This window comes from Kitasatospora sp. CB01950 (genome assembly GCF_001905465.1).
Classification (GTDB): Bacteria; Actinomycetota; Actinomycetes; order Streptomycetales; family Streptomycetaceae; genus Kitasatospora.
On the sequence record NZ_LISX01000001.1, the window covers coordinates 646,298 to 664,270 of the forward strand.

Annotated in this window: 19 protein-coding genes; 13 read left to right on the forward strand and 6 right to left on the reverse strand. The window is 71.8% G+C overall.

The features are described from left to right. Nucleotides 1-3 precede the first annotated feature (3 nt). The gene (locus AMK19_RS03005) at nt 4-582 is read right to left on the reverse strand and encodes a DUF4291 domain-containing protein (protein ID WP_073807785.1); all 579 of its coding nucleotides are present in this window, start codon (nt 580-582) and stop codon (nt 4-6) included. Nucleotides 583-666: 84 nt separating this feature from the next. On the opposite strand from AMK19_RS03005, the gene AMK19_RS03010 reads away from it, so the two are divergent. From AMK19_RS03010 to AMK19_RS03020, 3 genes are all read left to right on the forward strand, one after another. Beyond that, the gene (locus tag AMK19_RS03010) at nt 667-1,731 is read left to right on the forward strand and encodes an SMI1/KNR4 family protein (protein ID WP_073807787.1); all 1,065 of its coding nucleotides are present in this window, start codon (nt 667-669) and stop codon (nt 1,729-1,731) included. 75 nt (nt 1,732-1,806) lie between these two features. Then, the gene (locus AMK19_RS03015) at nt 1,807-2,562 is read left to right on the forward strand and encodes a sugar isomerase domain-containing protein (RefSeq protein ID WP_073807788.1); all 756 of its coding nucleotides are present in this window, start codon (nt 1,807-1,809) and stop codon (nt 2,560-2,562) included. Continuing rightward, a complete protein-coding gene (locus tag AMK19_RS03020; protein WP_073807790.1) occupies nt 2,559-3,554 on the forward strand; it encodes an N-acetylglucosamine kinase in 996 nt (331 codons plus the stop codon). Before AMK19_RS03015 ends, AMK19_RS03020 begins: the two co-directional genes overlap by 4 nt. Nucleotides 3,555-3,579: 25 nt before the next feature. On the opposite strand, the gene AMK19_RS03025 is transcribed toward AMK19_RS03020, so the two are convergent. Next, complete coding sequence (locus tag AMK19_RS03025) at nt 3,580-4,119, reverse strand: ATP-binding protein (protein ID WP_073807792.1); 540 nt, start codon at nt 4,117-4,119, stop codon at nt 3,580-3,582. Nucleotides 4,120-4,305: 186 nt separating this feature from the next. Here AMK19_RS03025 and AMK19_RS03030 point away from each other — a divergent pair, with 186 nt between their 5' ends. The 3 genes from AMK19_RS03030 to AMK19_RS03040 all read left to right on the forward strand — a co-directional run bounded on the left by AMK19_RS03030 (nt 4,306) and on the right by AMK19_RS03040 (nt 7,377). Next, nucleotides 4,306-5,064, forward strand: a complete 759-nt coding sequence (locus AMK19_RS03030) for a GntR family transcriptional regulator (protein ID WP_073807794.1) — start codon at nt 4,306-4,308, stop codon at nt 5,062-5,064. A 145-nt stretch (nt 5,065-5,209) separates the two neighbouring features. Further along, the gene (locus tag AMK19_RS38410; protein WP_083646455.1) at nt 5,210-7,078 is read left to right on the forward strand and encodes a DUF4419 domain-containing protein; all 1,869 of its coding nucleotides are present in this window, start codon (nt 5,210-5,212) and stop codon (nt 7,076-7,078) included. Between the two features lie 104 nt (nt 7,079-7,182). Next, nucleotides 7,183-7,377 carry a hypothetical protein gene (locus AMK19_RS03040; RefSeq protein WP_073807796.1) on the forward strand — a complete coding sequence of 65 codons (195 nt, stop codon included), beginning with the start codon at nt 7,183-7,185 and terminating at the stop codon, nt 7,375-7,377. Nucleotides 7,378-7,462: 85 nt separating this feature from the next. Here AMK19_RS03040 and AMK19_RS03045 read toward each other — a convergent pair whose 3' ends face one another. Next, nucleotides 7,463-7,951, reverse strand: a complete 489-nt coding sequence (locus AMK19_RS03045) for a hypothetical protein (protein WP_035863661.1) — start codon at nt 7,949-7,951, stop codon at nt 7,463-7,465. A 378-nt stretch (nt 7,952-8,329) separates the two neighbouring features. On the opposite strand from AMK19_RS03045, the gene hemL reads away from it, so the two are divergent. The 7 genes from hemL to AMK19_RS03080 all read left to right on the forward strand — a co-directional run bounded on the left by hemL (nt 8,330) and on the right by AMK19_RS03080 (nt 15,250). After that, the gene (hemL, locus tag AMK19_RS03050) at nt 8,330-9,658 is read left to right on the forward strand and encodes a glutamate-1-semialdehyde 2,1-aminomutase (protein WP_073807798.1); all 1,329 of its coding nucleotides are present in this window, start codon (nt 8,330-8,332) and stop codon (nt 9,656-9,658) included. Between the two features lie 35 nt (nt 9,659-9,693). Continuing rightward, nucleotides 9,694-10,344, forward strand: a complete 651-nt coding sequence (locus AMK19_RS03055) for a histidine phosphatase family protein (RefSeq protein WP_073808347.1) — start codon at nt 9,694-9,696, stop codon at nt 10,342-10,344. 174 nt (nt 10,345-10,518) lie between these two features. After that, nucleotides 10,519-11,115, forward strand: a complete 597-nt coding sequence (locus AMK19_RS03060) for a TlpA family protein disulfide reductase (protein ID WP_073807800.1) — start codon at nt 10,519-10,521, stop codon at nt 11,113-11,115. Then, entirely contained in the window at nt 11,112-11,891 is a 780-nt protein-coding gene (locus AMK19_RS03065) for a cytochrome c biogenesis CcdA family protein (RefSeq protein WP_073807802.1), read from the forward strand. Before AMK19_RS03060 ends, AMK19_RS03065 begins: the two co-directional genes overlap by 4 nt. A 3-nt stretch (nt 11,892-11,894) precedes the next feature. Continuing rightward, nucleotides 11,895-13,637: a cytochrome c biogenesis protein ResB gene (resB, locus tag AMK19_RS03070; protein WP_073807804.1), complete on the forward strand. Its 1,743-nt coding sequence runs from the start codon at nt 11,895-11,897 to the stop codon at nt 13,635-13,637. A gap of 3 nt (nt 13,638-13,640) precedes the next feature. Further along, the gene (gene ccsB / locus AMK19_RS03075) at nt 13,641-14,768 is read left to right on the forward strand and encodes a c-type cytochrome biogenesis protein CcsB (RefSeq protein ID WP_073807806.1); all 1,128 of its coding nucleotides are present in this window, start codon (nt 13,641-13,643) and stop codon (nt 14,766-14,768) included. A gap of 77 nt (nt 14,769-14,845) precedes the next feature. Further along, nucleotides 14,846-15,250, forward strand: a complete 405-nt coding sequence (locus tag AMK19_RS03080) for a hypothetical protein (protein WP_073807808.1) — start codon at nt 14,846-14,848, stop codon at nt 15,248-15,250. Between the two features lie 59 nt (nt 15,251-15,309). Here the strand turns inward: AMK19_RS03080 and AMK19_RS03085 are convergent, their stop codons facing one another. The 3 genes from AMK19_RS03085 to AMK19_RS03095 all read right to left on the reverse strand — a co-directional run bounded on the left by AMK19_RS03085 (nt 15,310) and on the right by AMK19_RS03095 (nt 17,921). Continuing rightward, nucleotides 15,310-15,513, reverse strand: coding sequence for an acyl-CoA carboxylase epsilon subunit (locus AMK19_RS03085; RefSeq protein WP_073807810.1), 204 nt, complete (start codon nt 15,511-15,513; stop codon nt 15,310-15,312). Between the two features lie 59 nt (nt 15,514-15,572). Further along, nucleotides 15,573-17,165 (reverse strand): acyl-CoA carboxylase subunit beta, encoded by a 1,593-nt coding sequence (locus AMK19_RS03090; RefSeq protein ID WP_073807811.1) that lies wholly within the window; start codon nt 17,163-17,165, stop codon nt 15,573-15,575. A gap of 351 nt (nt 17,166-17,516) precedes the next feature. Then, entirely contained in the window at nt 17,517-17,921 is a 405-nt protein-coding gene (locus AMK19_RS03095; protein ID WP_073807813.1) for a PLD nuclease N-terminal domain-containing protein, read from the reverse strand. Nucleotides 17,922-17,973: the final 52 nt, after the last annotated feature.

Genomic DNA, 17,973 nt, shown 5'->3' on the forward strand with positions numbered 1-17,973 from the left:
CCGTCAGCCCGCGCCCAGTCGGGCGGCCGCACCCGGTGGCATCGGGTACGGCCGCTCCGGCGGCAGCAGCGCGGCGTCCCTGGTGGCGTGCAACTCCCGTGCCAGCGGCGTCAGATCCTCGATCCGCACCAGCCACTCGGCGGTGTAGCGGCGCACCGGCTCGCCGCTCAGGCCCAGCTGCAGCGAGCGGTGCGGCAGCGGGCGGAGGTGCAGGTCCCGCTCCGGGTCCCACTGGACGCGGGCGCCGCTGCGCCGCAACTCCCGCTGCCAGTCCGCCTTCGAGGCGTGCACGCCCGGCCGGTAGCTGCTGAGCACCGCCGCCTCCAGTGCGGCGTCGAAGCCCTGCCGGGTGATCACTACGCCCAGGATCCGTTCCTGGCCCTCGCGACGCGCCCAGTCGCTGCGGTGCATCAGCCAGCGGAACGACGGCTTGATCCACGTCATCCGGTCGTGGCTGAAGGCGTCGGGCCAGCGTCCGTCGGCCACGGCGGGGTCGGCGATCTCGGGGCGGAACGCCTGGTAGACCGTCACCGTCCCGTCGTCGTAGTGGGCGCGGATCTGTTTCTTCGGCACCTCGTCCATGCGGTCATCCTGTCCGGGGCGGCCCGCGTCCGCGCGCGAATTTCCGCTTGCTCCGGGCCTCGGCAGGGCCGGAGGATCGGCGGCATGGACCTGCTCGACCAGCTCGAACCCGACCGTCCGCTCACCCCGTTCGCGGTGGACCGGGCGGCCGTCGAAGCCTGGCTGGGCGTGCGACTTCCGGCTGAATACTGGGAGTTGACGCGGTTCGGCACGGTGGTGATCGGTGGGGCGATCGTGCTGTCGGCGGCCGATCGGGAGTACCTCGGGATGCTGCCGTGGGCCAAGAGCGGCCTGCGGGCCGATCTGCGCGAGGCCGGCCTCCCACCGCTTCGGCTGCACCCCGTGCCCGGCGGACTGCTGCCCTGGGGCCACACCGTGAACGGCCGGACGTCCCTGCTGTGGAACACCGCCGACCCTGAGCCGGACAGCTGGACGGTGGTGCTCTGCGACCCCACCCGGTCCGAACCGCCGCTCGACTCCGGGCTGACGCTGACCGCCTTCCTGGAGACGGTGATCCTCGACCGGGTCGGCCGGCTCGGCCCGCTGCCGGCCACGGTCGCGCCGCACTGGAATCCGCCGGTCGCCGGGATTCCGTCGCCGCGTCCCGAACTCACTGCGGCCGAAAGGGAGTTCGCCCTGCACGGCCCGGCCGGCCCGGCCGCGCTGCGGTTGCTGGTGCCGCCGCCCCCGGCAGTCGGCTGCGACTGGGACCGGGTGTTCGACCGGCTGGGCACTCGACTGCCGTCCGACTACCGGGAGTTGATGGACGCCTACGGCGGCGGCTGCTGGTCGCATTGGTTGTGGCTCGCCCCACCCGGGGGGCTGGCCGGGCTGCCCGAGCTGATCGGCCGGTCCCGTCCGGGCCCGTGCCGGCCGGAGCCGGACGGCTTCCTGGTGATCGGATCGAGCATCGACAGCGACCGGATCGGCTGGCTGACCGTAGGGCCGGACCCGGACGCCTGGCCGGTGGCGATCCGCCCCCGGCACATCCGCGAGGAGGTGCGGCTGTCCGGTGGTCTGGTGGAGGTGCTCGTCGGGTGGCTGCGGGGCGGGCTGGACGTGCCCGGGCTGCCGGGGCTGGACCCGGACGACGACCCGTTCGAGTGCGCCGGGTTCGAACCCTTGATCGAGACCCCCCGACTGGTCTAGTCCTGTCGTTGACAGCGGCGGTGGACCGGCCCGACCATGTGAGCCGTCCCACCGTGCGCTGCTTGGAGGTTCCCCGTGCCCAGCCCCTCCGCGGCCGACTTCGTCGCCGCCGCCCGTGCCGCCATCGACCGGGTCAGCGGCTCGCAGGCCGACCAGGTCGCGCGGGCCGCCGAGCTGATCGCCGATGCGCTGGCCGCGGACGGCATCGTGCAGGCGTTCGGCACCGGGCACTCCGAGGCGTTCGCGATGGAGCTCGCCGGACGGGCCGGCGGACTGGTCCCCAGCAACCGGATCGCCCTGCGCGACGTGGTGCTGTTCGGCGGCCGGCCGGTGGAGGTCCTGGACGGCTCCGAACTGGAACGTGGCACCGAATCCGCCGCGCTGCTCTGGGAGTTGACCGCCCCGCACCCGGCGGACGTGTTCGTGCTGGCGTCCAACTCCGGCGTCAACGGCTGCGTGGTCGAACTCGCCCGGCTGGCCAAGGAGAACGGCCACCCGCTGATCGTCGTCACCTCCGCCGAGCACACCGCCGGCGTCCGGCCCAAGCACCCGTCCGGCCTGCGGCTGCGCGACTACGCCGACGTGGTGCTGGACAACGGCGCGCCGTTCGGCGACGCCGTCCTGCCGATGGCGGGCGGCGGACGGGCCTGCGGCATCTCCTCGATCACCGCCGCGCTGCTCGGCCAGCAGATCATCGCCGAGGTGATCCGCCGGGTCGAGGAGAACGGCGGTGTCCCGCCCGTCTACCTGTCGGCGAACATCCCCGGCGGCGACGAGCACAACAACGCGCTCGAAGCGCGGTACGCCGGCCGTATCCGCCGCACCGCATGACCTCCCCCGGGCAGCCGCTGGTCCTCGGCCTCGACGTGGGCGGCACCAGCACCCGCGCCCTGGTCGCCACCCTGGACGGCCGGGTCCTCGGCACCGCGCACGGCGCCGGGGGCAACCCGGTCGCGCACGGCACGGAGGTCGCCGTCCGGGAGATCGGCGGGGCCGTCCGGGCCGCGCTGGCCGGGCTCGACCCGGCCCGGGTGACGGCCGCGGTGATCGGCCTCGCGGGCAACTCGCTCGCCCCGCCGGAGCTGTCGGCGCTCTGGCCGGCCACCGGACTGACCATCGCCCCGCAGTTCGTCGACGACGCCGAACTCGCCCACGCCGCAGGGAGCCCCGCCGCCGACGGCACCCTGCTGCTCAGCGGCACGGGCGCGATCGCCGCGGAGATCCGCGACCACGAGCTGCACCGCACCGCCGACGGCCACGGCTGGCTGCTCGGCGACCGCGGCTCCGGCTGCTGGCTCGGCCGCGAAGCGGTCTCCGCCGCGCTCACCGCCGTGGACCGTGCGCTGCCGCTCGACGGCACGCCGCTCCGGCTGCCCGGCCTGGCGGGTGCGATCGCGGAGGCGCTGCTCGGGCAGGGCGGCTCGGATGGCTCGGGCGGTTCGGGGCGTGAGCCGCGGGCCGCGCTGATCGCCGCCGCCCATGCCGAGGCGCCGGCCCGGCTGGCTCGGTTCGCCCCGGTGGTGCTCGACTGCGCGGCGGCGGGCGACCCCGTCGCGCTCGATCTGGTCGACCGCGCCGCCGGCCACCTGATCGACACTCTCGCCCTGGTCCGCGACCCCGACTCCCCGCTGCCCCTGGTGCTGGCCGGCGGCCTGCTCACCTCCGCGACGCTGCTGGCCGCGCAGCTGCGCCCGCGACTGGCCGCCCGCTGGCCGGCCGCGACCGTCTCCACCGCCGGCAACGGAGCCGGCGCGGCCGCCTGGCTCGCCGCCCGGACCTTGGGCCGCGGGACGGAGGAGCTGCACCGCCGCCTGACGGCCTGAGCGGGTCGGCCGGCCCGGGGCGCGGTCAGTGGCAGGTGACGGCCCCGGGCGTGACCCGGTCGGCCGGGGCCTTCTGCGGGATACCGTCCTGCGGGCTCCGGCCCGGACGTTCCTCGGTGCCCCTGCTGCGGCTCCGGACCGGCCACCAGGGGCGAGCGATCCGCGCGGTCGGGAGGGCGATCTCCGCCCACACCCACTTCCCGGTGCGCTTGCGGATCACCCCGTGGGCGAGGGCGAGTTCGGCGATCAGCAGGATGCCGCGGCCGGACTCGGAGTCCCGGTCGGGGCGGCCGGCCACCGGGACGGAGGGGGAGGTGTCGTAGACCTCGATGACGGCCCGATGGTGCAGCGGGTCGGTGTGCACGCCGACGGTGACGACCGGGCCGGTGGCGTGGCGGACGGCGTTGCCGAGCAGTTCGGAGGTGACCAGATCGACCGTCAGCTGGGTGTCCTCGTCCAGGGGAGCGCCGCCCCAGACGGTGATGAGTGCGCGGACCCGGCGGCGTCCGGTGGCGACGGTGGCGGGCTCGCGGGGCAGTGAGAACCATCGACGGTGCACGGACATGGCGGGCTCCTCATGCGGATTCGCTCGATGAACGCTCGTGGGACGGAGACTCGGCAGCCGATATGAGGGTATGTCAGATTTCAGCATCTCTAGACAAGCTGAAATCTCTAGAGATGTCAATGCATCGGGGGGCGGACCGGCGTACCGTGCGTAGGATGTCTAGAGAGGGGAAGGAAGCCCGCCGCCATGACCAGTAGCCCCCGCGCCACCCAGCCCAAGTACCAGCGCATCGCCGAGGACCTCAAGCGCGACATCGACTCCGGTCGCTACCGTCCCGGTGATCGGCTGCCGGGCGAGAACGACCTGATGGTGACGTACGGTGTGGCCCGGATGACGGCCCGCCAGGCGCTCGGTGTCCTGCAGACCGAGGGGATAGCGGAGGCCCGCAAGGGGGTGGGGGTCTTCGTCCGGGAGTTCCGGCCGATAAGGCGTCGCGGCATCCAACGGCTGTCCGGCCGGAACTGGGGCAGCGGCTTCTCGGTCTGGTCGACCGACATAGGGCCCCGTGACCTGACGGTGGACCAGCTGACCGTCGCCGAGCGGGAGGTTCCCGAGGAGATCGCCGCCGTCCTCGGCCTGAAGACGGGTGAGTCGGCCTGCGTGCGCAGCCGCCGCTTCGTGCTGGACGGCAAGCCGGTGCTGCTCTCCGAGTCCTACCTGCCGGCCGCGCTGGTGACCGGCACCCGGATCACCGACCCGGACACCGGCCCCGGCGGGACCTACGCCAGGCTCGCCGAGCTCGGCCACAAGCCGGTGCACTTCCAGGAGCACATCCGCTCCCGGATGCCCGCCGGCGACGAGGCCGAACGCCTTGCCCTCGCCCCCGGCACGCCGGTCTTCCTGGTGCACCGCACCGCGTTCGCCGAGGACGGCCAGGTGGTCGAGTTCAACGCGATGGTGCTCGACTCGTCCGCGTACATCCTCGAATACGACTTCGACGCCTGAGCGGCCCTGCCCCGCCTGTGGACGACCGGCCCGGGCGGGCTCAGTTGTCCACAGGCCTGTGGACGAGCGGGCGCAGCCGCAGCAGCGGCCGGCTCGCCCGGAAAACCCGGCGACCGCCCGCCGGGCCGCGTCCTACCGTGGCGGAATGACCGGAAGACCCCGCACGTTCGCCTACGTCGGCCCGCCCGACCTGCTCGCCCGCGCCGACCGCGGCACCCTCGGGCGCGCCGTCCCCACGGCAATTCAACTCGACTTCTGGCTCGCAGAGTTGACGCCCGCAGAGCGCGAGGAGCCGGTCACCTACGTGGTCGACGGGAAGGGCATGCTGCGCCTCGCGCCCCGTCGCAGTGAACACGTCGCGTGCGCCGGCGGGACGGACGTCCGGGCGGCGGGCGAGATCCGCTTCGCCCGGCGCGACGACGGCCGGTGGGCCGTCCGCGAGATCAGCAACCTGTCCACCGGCTACTGCCCCGACCTGGACAGCTGGCAGGCCGCCGCCACCGCCCTCGACCGGGCCGGCCTCGCCCGCCCGGACGCGTTCACCCAGGCGTGCGTCTTCCGCCGCTGCCCGGTCTGCACGCAGCTCAACCTGGTCAAGGACGACGACCTGACCTGCGCCGTCTGCGACAGCGCCCTGCCGGCGGAGTGGAACCTCGACACCCTGGACCGCGCCGCAGCCGTCGTCGACCTGCCGCTGCCCCCGGACGACAGGGCCGCCGAACTCGCCGCCACCCTCCGCACGGTCGACAACACGCCTCTCCTGGAAGCGATTTCGTCCGGCGCGATACGCGTCCACCACCGCTCCGCCACCACCCTGATCGCCCCGCCCGCCCCGAAGCACCGCGCCCCGGAACCCGAACCCACCTGGAGCCTGCTGCTGCGCGCCGCCCATCTGAGCTTCTGCGCCCACCTCCCGCTCAGCCTCTCCCCGGACGTGCTCTGGTACGCGGTGGTGCACGAGGTGGCGGTGCACGTCCGGCTCAACTCCGGGACGTACGCCGGGATCTTCACCGACACGCCCGCCCATCGGCAGAAGATCGAGGTCCGCGACGACAGCCTGCTCCTCCCGGACGCGGACTGGAGCGCGTCGATCCGCCTGGTGCTCGACCCGCTCCGCGAGCGCCTCGGCGAGGAGGTCACCGACCTGTTCCTGCCGCACTTCAGCACCACCACCCCGGACGACCTCTCCTCCGCCCTGGTCGCACTGATGTCCGTGGTCGGCCCGTACTACCGCTTCACCTGGACCAGCGTGTGCGGCATCCCGCGCATCCGCCTCGAAGGCACCGCCGAGGACTGGCGACTGCTCGCCCGACGCGTCGACGCCCTCGCGGACTGGTTCGACGGCCTGCGCCCCTGGCTCGACGCGCTGCGCCCCGTCCTCGCGGAGGTCGCCCGCACCGCCGCCGGCGGCCCGGTCGACGAGCAGTTCTGGCGCTCGTTCTACAAGTGGGACTCGCAGTCCGGCGGCGACCTGGTCTCCGGCTGGATCACCGCCCTGTTCGCCCACACCCAGGCCCCGGGCGGGCCGGAACCCAAGACGTCCTTCGACTGGCGCCACGACAGGGGCTACGAGCAGAACGCCTTCCCGTCCCACGTCTCCAGCGTCCCGTTCCGCTGGCGACGCCCCGACGGCGAACGCGACATGACCTTCCTGGCCGGCCTGCTCGGCCTCGAACGCGACGGCGACCACCTCCGCCCGCGTCTCGCCCACTCCGTGCTGGAACGCCTCCCGTCCGGCCCCGACCCCGACGACCACCTGCTCCCCGACGGCTGGACGCACGCCCGCCTCCGCGAGGTCACCGGGAGCCCGACGGCTCGGGCCCTCGGTCTCGACTGGACGGTCCACGGCATCGACATCGCGCCGAGCCACATCATCGGACTCGGCCCGCTCTGCTGTGTCCGCTCGACCGCCGACAGCTCCTGGTACCTCGGCGAACACCTCGCCGAGACCGGGGAGTTGTTCATCCACGAGCACCTCGGCCCGGACCTGACCGAGGCACTGCGCCGGCTCTGATCACGGGCCGTCAACCACACCCGCCGACCGGCCGCCGAGCTTCCAGCCGGTCACCCGGGTGATGACGTCCTTGCCCCCCCGGGATCGGTGTCGAGGATCAACTGGTGCAGGGCGGGCCGGAGTTCGGCCGGAAGCTCCTCGCGATACGGGAAGTCGACGAGGGCCACAGCGGCGGGCCTCCGACCGAGCTGTCGGCGACCCCGGGCGCGCCGCGCTCGATCCGCAGCCGGGCGGCCGCGCGGCCGTACGGCGCGAGTTCGGGCATGCGCGCCAGGATTTCCTCCGTCGAGGGGCGCTGATGATCCACCGTCGAACCTTCCGGGTCGGGAGCGCGCACACGCTACCGGCCCGGACCGACGGGCGATCAATTCGACGGGGACGGCCTCAGGGCCAGACCAGGCAGTACAGCTGGTGGCCGGCGTCGTGCAGGCGGTTGGCGAAGTCCTGCCACTCGTGCAGCATCTGGTAGATGACGAAGGCGTCCCGCGGGCCGCGGCGGTCGGGGACGGTGGACCAGATGAAGGCGGCGGCGCCGAGTTCGGTCTCGTCGGCCTTGCGGAGCGGTTCGACGACGGTGTGCGGGAGTTGGACCACCGCGTAGTCCGGGTGCAGGACCACCAGTTCGAGCGGCGGGACGTGGTGCAGCGGCACGCCCTGAATGCCGGTCAGCACCATCGCGCTCATCGTCTCGGGCTTGATCTTGGTGGAGAGGTGCCCGTTGCCGGAGCCGCTGGTCTCCATCAGGTCGCCGAGCCGGCCGAGCGCGCCCAGTTCGCCGGCGTCGAGGCCGAGGCCACCGGGGCCGAGCGCGGTGGGGACTCTGGCGGCGGTGGCGCGATCCGGTGCCCCGAAGTACTTGTAGGTGACCCCCACTCTGCCCTCGCCCCTCCTTCCCCTGCCCGCTTCCCTGCCCCCGCCGGTCCCGGCCGGCCTGCGGGTACGCTCCGCGGCCTCGTCGAAACCGTCCTGCCTCTCGGACACTCGGACCATCCTCACCGGAACTCGCCGGAATCGACAGACCCCCGCATGTCCGACTTTCCCTCCGGACATGCCCCTTACCCGTCTGCTTGCGCGCTACACGAGCGCGCGTTACTCGACCTTACCTTCGCCACAGGCAGTGAGGGGAGCAGCACACGGATCATCGTTCCAGATGATCGGGCCCGACATGCAGAACGCAAAGACACGATTTGAGACCATGTTCGGGTAAGAGAGGCTCCAGGCCACCCCGCGGACCCAACGGATGAGCGAGTGATGAGCTACCCGTACGAAGCACCCCAGTCCCAGTCGCTGTTCGAGCGCGCCTTGGCGGTCACCCCCGGCGGCGTCAACTCGCCGGTGCGGGCCTTCCGCGCGGTCGGCGGCACGCCCCGTTTCATGGTGTCCGGCAGCGGCCCGTACCTGACCGACGCCGATGGCCGCGAGTACGTGGACCTGGTGTGTTCCTGGGGCCCGATGCTGCTCGGCCACGCGCACCCGGCGGTGATCGAGGCGGTGCAGCAGGCGGTCGTCCGCGGCACCTCCTTCGGCACGCCCGGCCAGGGCGAGGTCGAGCTCGGCGAGGAGATCGTCGCCCGGATCGCCCCGGTCGAGCAGGTCCGCCTCGTCTCCAGCGGCACCGAGGCGACGATGTCGGCGATCCGACTGGCCCGCGGCTTCACCGGCCGCGCGAAGGTGGTCAAGTTCGCAGGCTGCTACCACGGTCACGTGGACGCGCTGCTGGCCGCCGCCGGTTCCGGCGTCGCCACCTTCGGCCTGCCCGACACCCCGGGCGTCACCGGCGCGCAGGCCGGCGACACCATCGTCCTGCCGTACAACGACCTGGACGCGGTGCGTGCCGCCTTCGCCGCGCACCCCGGCGAGATCGCCTGCGTGATCACCGAGGCCTCGCCCGGCAACATGGGCGTCGTCCCGCCGCTGCCCGGCTTCAACGGTGGCCTGGCCGAACTGTGCCGGGAGAACGGCGCGTTGTTCATCTCCGACGAGGTGATGACCGGCTTCCGCGTCTCCAAGGCCGGCTGGTACGGCCTGGAGGCCGCCCACGAGGGCTGGGCGCCGGACCTGCTGACCTTCGGCAAGGTGATGGGCGGCGGCTTCCCCGCCGCGGCGTTCGGCGGCCGCGCCGACGTGATGGCGCACCTCGCCCCCGCCGGCCCGGTCTACCAGGCCGGCACGCTCTCCGGTAACCCGATCGCCACCGCCGCCGGTCTGGCCCAGCTGCGCCACTGCACCGACGAGGTGTACGCCACCGTCGACAGGGTCGCCGCCGAGGTGTCCGGCCTGGTTGCCGAGGCGCTCTCGAAGGAGGGCGTGGCGCACCGCCTGCAGACCGCGGGCAACATGTTCTCGGTCTTCTTCACCGACGAGCAGGTCACCAACTACGACGAGGCCCGCCGCCAGCAGGCGTTCCGCTTCAACGGCTTCTTCCACTCGATGCTGAGCCAGGGCGTCTACCTGCCGCCGTCGGCGTACGAGTCCTGGTTCGTCTCGTCCGCGCACGACGCGCGCGCGATCGAGCGGATCGCCGCCGCCCTGCCCGCCGCCGCCCGTGCCGCCGCCGAGGCCACCGAGGAGTCCAAGTGACGGACAACAAGAAGGACATCACGGTCGTCCACGTGATGCGGCACGGCGAGGTGCACAACCCGGAGGGCGTGCTGTACGGGCGTCTGCCGGGCTACCACCTGTCCGAGCTGGGGCGGCAGATGGCCGAGCGGGTGGCCGACCACCTGAAGGACCGCGACATCACGCACGTGGTGGCCTCCCCGCTGGAGCGCGCCCAGGAGACCGCCGAGCCGATCGCCAAGGCGCACGGCCTGGAGGTGGCGGCCGACCCGCGGCTGATCGAGGCGGAGAACATCTTCGAGGGCAAGACCTTCGGCGTCGGCGACGGCTCGCTCCGCAACCCGGCGTACTGGCGCTACCTCACCAACCCGTTCAAGCCGTCCTGGGGCGAGCCGTACATCGACCAGGTGGTGCGGATGATGGGCGCGATCGCCGGCGCCCGGGACGCCGCGCGCGGGCACGAGGCGGTGTGCGTCAGTCACCAGCTGCCGATCTGGATCCTGCGCTCGTTCGCCGAGCGCCGCCGGCTGTGGCACGACCCGCGCCGCCGGCAGTGCTCGCTCGCCTCGTTGACCAGCTTCACCTTCGAGGGTGACCGGATCGTCTCGATCGGCTACCGCGAGCCGGCCCGCGACCTGCTGCCGGCCCACCTGGTGGGCAAGGGCAAGAAGGGCGACAAGCCGGTCGGGAAGAGCTTCGGGGCCTGACCCGCACGGCTTCGGGACGTTGCTCACACCGGTGCCCCGCGGGGTAAACACGGCGAGCGGCGGAATGCCCGAATTAAGACGATCATAAGTGGAGTTCCCGCAGGTCGCGGGGGGTCCGGCCGGCAACGCCGGACCCCCCGGAAACGGGCCGAAGAGCCATGCGAAACTTTTCACATGTCTTGGACGCCCACCCGCCGCACCCGCCTCACCGCCGCCCTCGGCGCGGCCACCGCCCTGGCCCTCGCCGGGTGCTCCAGCTCCGGTTCCAGCGGTGACGGCTCGGTGGGCTTCATCACCGGCAAGGGCGGCATCGACACCGCCGCCGCCGGCCACCGGGTGGCCGCCCCGGACATCACCGGCACCGGGCTGGACGGCTCCGGCGCCATCAAGCTCTCCGACTACCGCGGCAAGGTGGTCGTCCTCAACATCTGGGGCTCCTGGTGCAGCCCCTGCCGCGCCGAGGCCAAGGGCCTGCAGGAGAGCTCCCGGAAGTACGCGGACCAGGTGCAGTTCCTCGGCATCAACACCCGGGACACCGACCCCGCCAACGCCATCGCGTTCGAGAAGAACTTCGGGGTGACCTACCCGTCCATCTACGACCCGGACGGCACCCAGATCCTCAAGTTCCCCAAGGGCAGCCTCAACCCGCAGTCCATCCCGACCACCATCGTGATCGACAAGGACGGCAAGCTGGCCGCCCGCGCCATGCGCGCGATGTCCACCGAGGACCTCGACAAGATGATCGAACCGATCCTCGCGGAGTCCAAGTGAGCGCCGTCCTGGCAGCTGCCGGGGTCGGCTACAACGACACCGTGGGCAGCGGCGCGCTGATGCTCGCCCTGCCGATCGCGCTGGCGGCCGGCCTGCTCTCCTTCTTCTCGCCGTGCGTGCTGCCGCTGGTCCCCGGCTACCTCAGCTACGTCACCGGCTTCTCCGCCGCCGACCTCTCCGACGCCCGCGGCGGCCGCCGCGGCCGGATGCTGGCCGGCTCCGGGCTGTTCGTGCTCGGCTTCGCCGCTGTCTTCATCTCCGGCGGCGCCCTGTTCGGCTCGTTCGGGGAGACCCTGCTGGAGTACCGGCGGCCCATCTCGATCGTGATGGGCGTGCTCACCGTGCTGATGGGGCTGGCGTTCATGGGCCTGCTGCCGGGCTTCACCATGCGCGAACTGCGCAGCCACCGCCGCCCGGCGGTCGGCCTGGCCGGCGCCCCGCTGCTCGGCGTGGTGTTCGGCGTGGGCTGGACGCCGTGCATCGGCCCGACCCTGGCGGCGATCCAGTCGCTGGCCCTCAACCAGGCCAGCGCCGGGCGCGGCGCACTGCTGATGACGGCCTACTGCTTCGGCCTCGGCGTACCGTTCGTCCTGGCCGCGCTGGCCTTCCGCAAGGCGCTGGGTGCCTTCGGCTGGGTCAAGCGGCACTACCAGTGGGTGATGCGGGTCGGTGGCGGCATGCTCGTCGCCGTCGGCCTGGCCCTGGTGACGGGGGCGTGGGACGCACTGGTCAACCAGCTCCAGTACCTCACCCAGAACTTCTCGATCGGAATCTGACCCGTGAGCGACACCAAGACCAGCCCCCAGCCGGCCGACGCCGCGGACCCGGACGCCGCCGACGTCGAGCGGCTCAGCACCGCGCCCGCCGAGGATGCCGACGTCCCGGTCGGCATAGGTTTCGTCGGCTGGCTGCGCTGGTTCTGGCGGCAGCTCACCTCGATGCGGGTCGCCCTGCTGCTGCTCTTCCTGCTGTCGCTGGCGGCCATCCCGGGCTCGCTGGTCCCGCAGGAGGGCCCGAACCAGGAGACGAAGCTCGCGGCGTGGAAGGCCGCGCACAAGGGTGTCGTCCCGCTGTTCGAGAAGCTTCAGCTCTTCGATGTCTACAGGTCGCCATGGTTCTCGGCGATCTACATCCTGCTGTTCATCTCGCTGGCCGGCTGCATCGTGCCGCGCACCTGGCAGTTCGTCGGTGTGCTGCGCGCGCAGCCCCCGGCGGCTCCGCGCAACCTGACCCGGATGCCGGTCTACGCAGCCTGGCGGAGCGACGTCGAACCGGACGCCGTGAACGCCGCCGCCCACGCGCTGCTGAAGAAGCGCGGCTTCCGGGTCGCCGCCGGCAAGGGTTCGGTCGCCGCCGAGAAGGGCTACCTGCGCGAGGTCGGCAACCTGCTCTTCCACTTCTCGCTGTTCGCGCTGCTGATCGGTGTCGCCTGGGCCGGCCTGGCCTCCGGCACCGCCAACAAGCTGGTGCTGGAGGGCCAGGGCTACTCCAACACCACCACCCAGATCGACGACTTCTACGGCTCGCAGTTCTACGGCATCAACGACCTGGACTCCTTCGGCTTCAAGCTGGACGGCTTCACCGCCAAGTACCAGGAGAGCGGCCCGCAGACCGGCACCGCCCGGCAGTTCACCGCGAACGTCCGCTACTGGGTCGGCGACGACGCGACCAAGCTGAAGAAGTCGACCATCGAGGTCAACCACCCGCTGGAGATCGACGGTTCCAAGGTCTTCCTGATCGGCCACGGCTACGCCCCGGTGGTGACGGTCAAGAACGCCAAGGGCGAGATCGTCTACCGCGGTCCGACGGCGTTCCTGCCGACCGATGCCAACATGACCTCGCGCGGCGTGATCAAGGTCAACGACTACGGTACCGACGCCAACGGCGACAAGGTCCAGCTGGCGTTCCAGGGCTACTTCCTGCCCACCGCGGCGGAGAACTTCGACCGCACCGGCCCGATCTCGCTGTTCCCGGCCCCCGCCGACCCGCAGCTGGTGATCAACGCCTACGCCGGCGACCTGCGCACCGACAGCGGAGTGCCGCAGAACGTGTACCAGCTGGACGACAAGGCGATGACTCAGCTGAAGGACGGCGACAAGATCGCCAAGGCCCGTCTCAAGGTCGGCCAGACCTGGGAGCTGCCCGACGGCTACGGCACGCTCAGCTACGACGGCTACCAGCAGTGGGCCTCGTTCAGCGTCTCGCACCGCCCCGGCAACTCGATCGCGCTGGTCGGCGGGATCGCCGCGATCCTCGGCCTGATCGGCTCGCTGTTCGTGCAGCGCCGCCGGATCTGGGTCCGGGCCGTCGCCGGTCCCGACGGCCGCACCCTGGTCGAGGTGGCCGGCCTGAGCCGCAGCGAGTCCGCCCGCACCGCCGAGGAGCTCGCCGAGCTCGCCGTCGAGCTGCAGGACGACGCCCCGGCCGTCGACGAGCCCTCCGAGACCGATACCGAAGACGCACCGGCAGCCGCCGACTCCCCGGCCGCAGCCGCCCCCACCGCCCCGGAAACCAAGGAGTAGACGGTGCTGCTCGCGCAGGTCAACACCCAGTTGGCCGATATCTCCAACAATCTGATCTATTCGGCGATGACCGTCTACACCTTGGCCATGTTCGCCCAGATGTTCGAGTGGACGTTCGGTGCCAAGGGCGGCGTCGCCGTCCGCTCCCGGCAGCAGGCCACCCTCGCGGAGGCGGTCAGCGACTCCGCGGACGCGGCCAAGGGCGTGCGCAAGGTCAGCGTCACGGTGGCCTCGCAGAGCGGCGGCACCACCACGCTGACCCGCACCGCGCTGGCCGACGCCGGCGCCACCACGGTGACCAGCGGCCGCGGCGACGACGACGGTGCCCCGGCCGACGGCCCCGGCCCGGCCGGCACCAGCGAGAAGGCCGACATGGCCGGCCGGATCGCGGTCTCGCTGACCGTGCTCGGCCTGCTGCTGCACGCCGGCAGCGTGATCACCCGCGGCCTGTCGGTGATGCGCTGGCCGTGGGGCAACATGTACGAGTTCTCCGTCGCCTTCGCGCTGATGATGGTCGGCTCGTACGTCGTCCTGCTCGCCACCAAGAAGAACGTGCGCTGGCTCGGCCTGCCCGTGGTGATCGCCGTCCTGCTGATCCTCGGCGTCGCCGTCAGCATGCTGTACACCGACTCCGAGCAGCTCGTCCCGGCGCTGCACTCGTACTGGCTGGGCATTCACGTCTCCACCGCGACGATCTGCGGCGGCGCGTTCTTCGCGGCGTTCGTCGCCACCGGCACGTACCTGATCAAGGACCGCTACGAGCACCGGATCGCGGCCGGCCTGACCGTCCGCGCGTCCAACCTGATGGACCGCCTGCCCGCGTCCAGCACGCTGGACAAGCTGTCCTACCGGATCAACGCCCTGGTCTTCCCGCTGTGGACGTTCACCATCATCGCGGGCGCGATCTGGGCCGAGGCCGCCTGGGGCAAGTACTGGGAGTGGGACCCGAAGGAGACCTGGTCGTTCATCACCTGGGTCGCCTACGCCGCCTACCTGCACGCCCGGGCCACCGCCGGCTGGCGCGGACGCAAGGCCGCCTACCTGGCCCTGCTCGCCTTCGCCTGCTGGCTGTTCAACTTCTACGGCGTCAACATCTTCATCACCGGCAAGCACTCCTACGCCGGCGTCTGACGTCCCGCCACACCGAAGTCAACCCCGAGTCGACCGACTCACCCCCGAGAACCACAAGCCGCGAGGAGGGCCGCACCATGGAGTGCGACGAGGTCATCATGACCGTCCGAATCACCGCAGCGGAACGTGCGCTGCTGCGACGGCTCGCCCAGGGCCACCACAGCGATGTCTCCGAGGTCGTCGCCGACGGCCTGCTGGACGTTCTGCCCACGCTGCACTGCCCGGCGGACGCCCACCGGCTGCTCGCCGCGCTCGCCACCCCGGCGCCCTGCGCGCTCACGGTGTGGCTTCCCACCGAGCTCGCCGACCTGCTCACCATCGCCGCCGCGCGGATCGCCCACTCCACGGGCGTCCGCCTCGGCTCGTCCTGCGTCATGCTCGGGGCCGCCGTGCGGCTCTGGCTGGCCCAGGACCCGCTGCGACTGGCGGCCAACCTCACCACCATGCACGCCGGCCGCCCTGCGGCGCTCGTCGCGGCGTAGCAGCAGCGAAGAAACACCAGGGGCTCCGGAGGCGATCGCCTCCGGAGCCCCTCGCGTCGTTACGCGGCCTGCTGCCAGCTGACCGGGGAGAAGTACGCCGGGCGGCGCTCCAGCCGGGACCAGGTGGCGATCGGCTCGACCGCCTGGTTGGCGGTGGCGATCGCCGCCGCCTGCGCGGCGCGGGCGGCGAGCACGGCGGTCAGGGCGGCGAGCTCCTCGGCGGACAGCGAGCCGCGGACGATACGGACGAGAGGTTCGTTCATGGTTCCTGTTTCTCCCCCAGGCTGGCAGCTGAACGGTGGCGGCGGGCGCGTCGCACCGGTTACATCGGCGGGTTGCCGTGCTTGCGGCTCGGCAGATCGGCGTGCTTGGTGCGCAGCATGGCCAGCGAGGAGGCCAGCACGGCGCGGGTCTCGGCCGGGTCGATGACGTCGTCCACGAGGCCGCGCTCGGCCGCGTAGTACGGGTGCATCAGCTCGCTCTTGTACTCCTTGATCTTCTGCGCGCGCATCGCCTCGGGGTCGTCGGCCCCGTTGATGTCGCGGCGGAAGATCACGTTCGCGGCGCCCTCGGCGCCCATCACGGCGATCTCGTTGGTCGGCCAGGCGAAGGACAGGTCCGCGCCGATGGAGCGGGAGTCCATCACGATGTACGCGCCGCCGTACGCCTTGCGCAGGATCAGCTGGATGCGCGGGACGGTGGCGTTGCAGTACGCGTACAGCAACTTCGCGCCGTGGCGGATGATGCCGTCGTGCTCCTGGTCCACGCCGGGCAGGAAGCCCGGCACGTCCAGCATGGTGACCAGCGGGATGTTGAACGCGTCGCACATCTGCACGAAGCGCGCGGACTTCTCGGAGGCGTTGATGTCCAGCACGCCGGCCAGCGACTGCGGCTGGTTGGCGATGATGCCGACCACGTGGCCGTCCACCCGAGCCAGCGCGCAGATCACGTTGGTGGCCCAGCGCTCGTGGACCTCCAGGTACTCGCCGTGGTCGACGATCTCCTCGATGACCTTGCGCATGTCGTACGGGCGGTTGCCGTCGGCGGGGACGAGGTCGAGCAGCGAGTCGTTGCGGCGCTCGACCGGGTCGTCGTTGGCGACCACCGGCGGCATCTCGCGGTTGTTCTGCGGGAGGAGGGACAGCAGGTAGCGGACCTCCTCGATGCAGGACTGCTCGTCGTCGTAGACGAAGTGCGAGACGCCCGAGACGGAGGAGTGGACGTCGGCGCCGCCGAGGCCGTTCTGGGTGATCTTCTCGCCGGTGACGGCCTGCACCACGTCGGGGCCGGTGATGAACATCTGCGAGGTCTCGCGGACCATGAACACGAAGTCGGTCAGCGCGGGCGAGTACGCCGCGCCACCGGCGCACGGGCCGAGCATCACGGAGATCTGCGGGATGACGCCCGAGGCGCGGGTGTTGCGCTGGAAGATGCCGCCGTAGCCGGCCAGCGCGGTGACGCCCTCCTGGATGCGGGCGCCGGCGCCGTCGTTCAGCGACACCAGCGGGGCGCCGGCCGCGATGGCCATGTCCATGATCTTGTGGATCTTCTGCGCGTGGGCCTCGCCCAGCGCGCCGCCGAAGATTCGGAAGTCGTGGGCGTAGGTGAAGACGGTGCGGCCGTGGACGGTGCCCCAGCCGACGATCACGCCGTCGGTGTGGGGCTTCTTCGCCTCCAGGCCGAAGCCCTGGGCGCGGTGCCGGCGCAGCGGCTCGACCTCGCGGAAGGAGCCCTCGTCCAGCAGCAGGTCGATCCGCTCGCGGGCGGTCAGCTTGCCCTTGGCGTGCTGGGCCTCGGTGGCCTTCTCGCTCGGACCCCGGCGGACCTGCTCGCGCAGCTCGTGAAGTTCGGCGACCCGGCTACGGGCATCGGCCGGAGCCTCGCCGCCGACCGGCGCGTCGTGCAGGACCGTCATCTCGAACCTCTCCAAGGTCACCTGAGTCAGCGAACACCTCTTCTGCTACGACAGTACGAGCCAGTGCGCCTGCGTTTCGGCGTCCATTCCGTACAAGGTCGGGACCCGATCGCTGTAGAGGGCGCACAGAAGGGGGCGCGCGGGGCTACTGCCGGGTCGCTTCCGACGGGTACCCGGGGATACCCCCCACCGGGATCGTCATAGCAGGTGAATTGGCAGGTCAGCGGCAAGATTCGGGGCATGCGAAGGCCGCCGGAACGCGGCCCTCCGGAAGGGGCGCGCGAAGGCCGGCGGCCGACTGGAACAGAACCGGAGAAGGTTCGGATGGTAGGGATGCGCCAAAAGGCGGGATCAGCTCTTCGGATCCTCCTCCGGGCGCTCGCCCCGGCGCAGATCCTCCTCGCGGCGGCGCAGGTCCGCCTCCCACTGCTTGAGCATGTCCTCGTGCTGCTGATTGCCGCGCTTCAGCGAGGCCAGGAACTCCGGGTCGTCGTCCGGCGCGAGCGGCCGCGGCCGCTCGTACTCCGGGTATCCGGCCGTCGGACCGGACGGCCACGGCACCTGGCGGCGGCGGGCCCGGCGCTTTCCGGCCACCAGCCAGGCGATCGACCCGACCAGCGGGAACAGCAGCACGATGATCACCCACACCACCTTCGGCAGGTGGCGGATCTCGTCCTCCGGGGTGGTCAGGCAGTCGATGAACGCCCACACCCACAGGGCCAGCAGCACGACCGTGGGGGCGACTCGCAGAAGCACAGCGCAGAACTCCGAACTACGTTCGAACAGGACCCTTGGCGGGCTCAGGTTA

What these genes read in the sequence shown, in the direction of transcription:
- AMK19_RS38410 (WP_083646455.1), top strand. Translation starts at nt 5,210, where the DNA reads ATGACCGGAAGACCCCGCACGTTCGCCTACGTCGGCCCGCCCGACCTG.
- AMK19_RS03025 (WP_073807792.1), bottom strand. Translation starts at nt 4,119, where the DNA reads ATGTCCGTGCACCGTCGATGGTTCTCACTGCCCCGCGAGCCCGCCACC.
- AMK19_RS03060 (WP_073807800.1), top strand. Translation starts at nt 10,519, where the DNA reads ATGTCTTGGACGCCCACCCGCCGCACCCGCCTCACCGCCGCCCTCGGC.
- AMK19_RS03090 (WP_073807811.1), bottom strand. Translation starts at nt 17,165, where the DNA reads ATGACGGTCCTGCACGACGCGCCGGTCGGCGGCGAGGCTCCGGCCGAT.
- AMK19_RS03010 (WP_073807787.1), top strand. Translation starts at nt 667, where the DNA reads ATGGACCTGCTCGACCAGCTCGAACCCGACCGTCCGCTCACCCCGTTC.
- AMK19_RS03080 (WP_073807808.1), top strand. Translation starts at nt 14,846, where the DNA reads ATGGAGTGCGACGAGGTCATCATGACCGTCCGAATCACCGCAGCGGAA.
- AMK19_RS03030 (WP_073807794.1), top strand. Translation starts at nt 4,306, where the DNA reads ATGACCAGTAGCCCCCGCGCCACCCAGCCCAAGTACCAGCGCATCGCC.
- AMK19_RS03005 (WP_073807785.1), bottom strand. Translation starts at nt 582, where the DNA reads ATGGACGAGGTGCCGAAGAAACAGATCCGCGCCCACTACGACGACGGG.
- AMK19_RS03020 (WP_073807790.1), top strand. Translation starts at nt 2,559, where the DNA reads ATGACCTCCCCCGGGCAGCCGCTGGTCCTCGGCCTCGACGTGGGCGGC.
- AMK19_RS03085 (WP_073807810.1), bottom strand. Translation starts at nt 15,513, where the DNA reads ATGAACGAACCTCTCGTCCGTATCGTCCGCGGCTCGCTGTCCGCCGAG.
- AMK19_RS03055 (WP_073808347.1), top strand. Translation starts at nt 9,694, where the DNA reads ATGCGGCACGGCGAGGTGCACAACCCGGAGGGCGTGCTGTACGGGCGT.
- hemL (WP_073807798.1), top strand. Translation starts at nt 8,330, where the DNA reads ATGAGCTACCCGTACGAAGCACCCCAGTCCCAGTCGCTGTTCGAGCGC.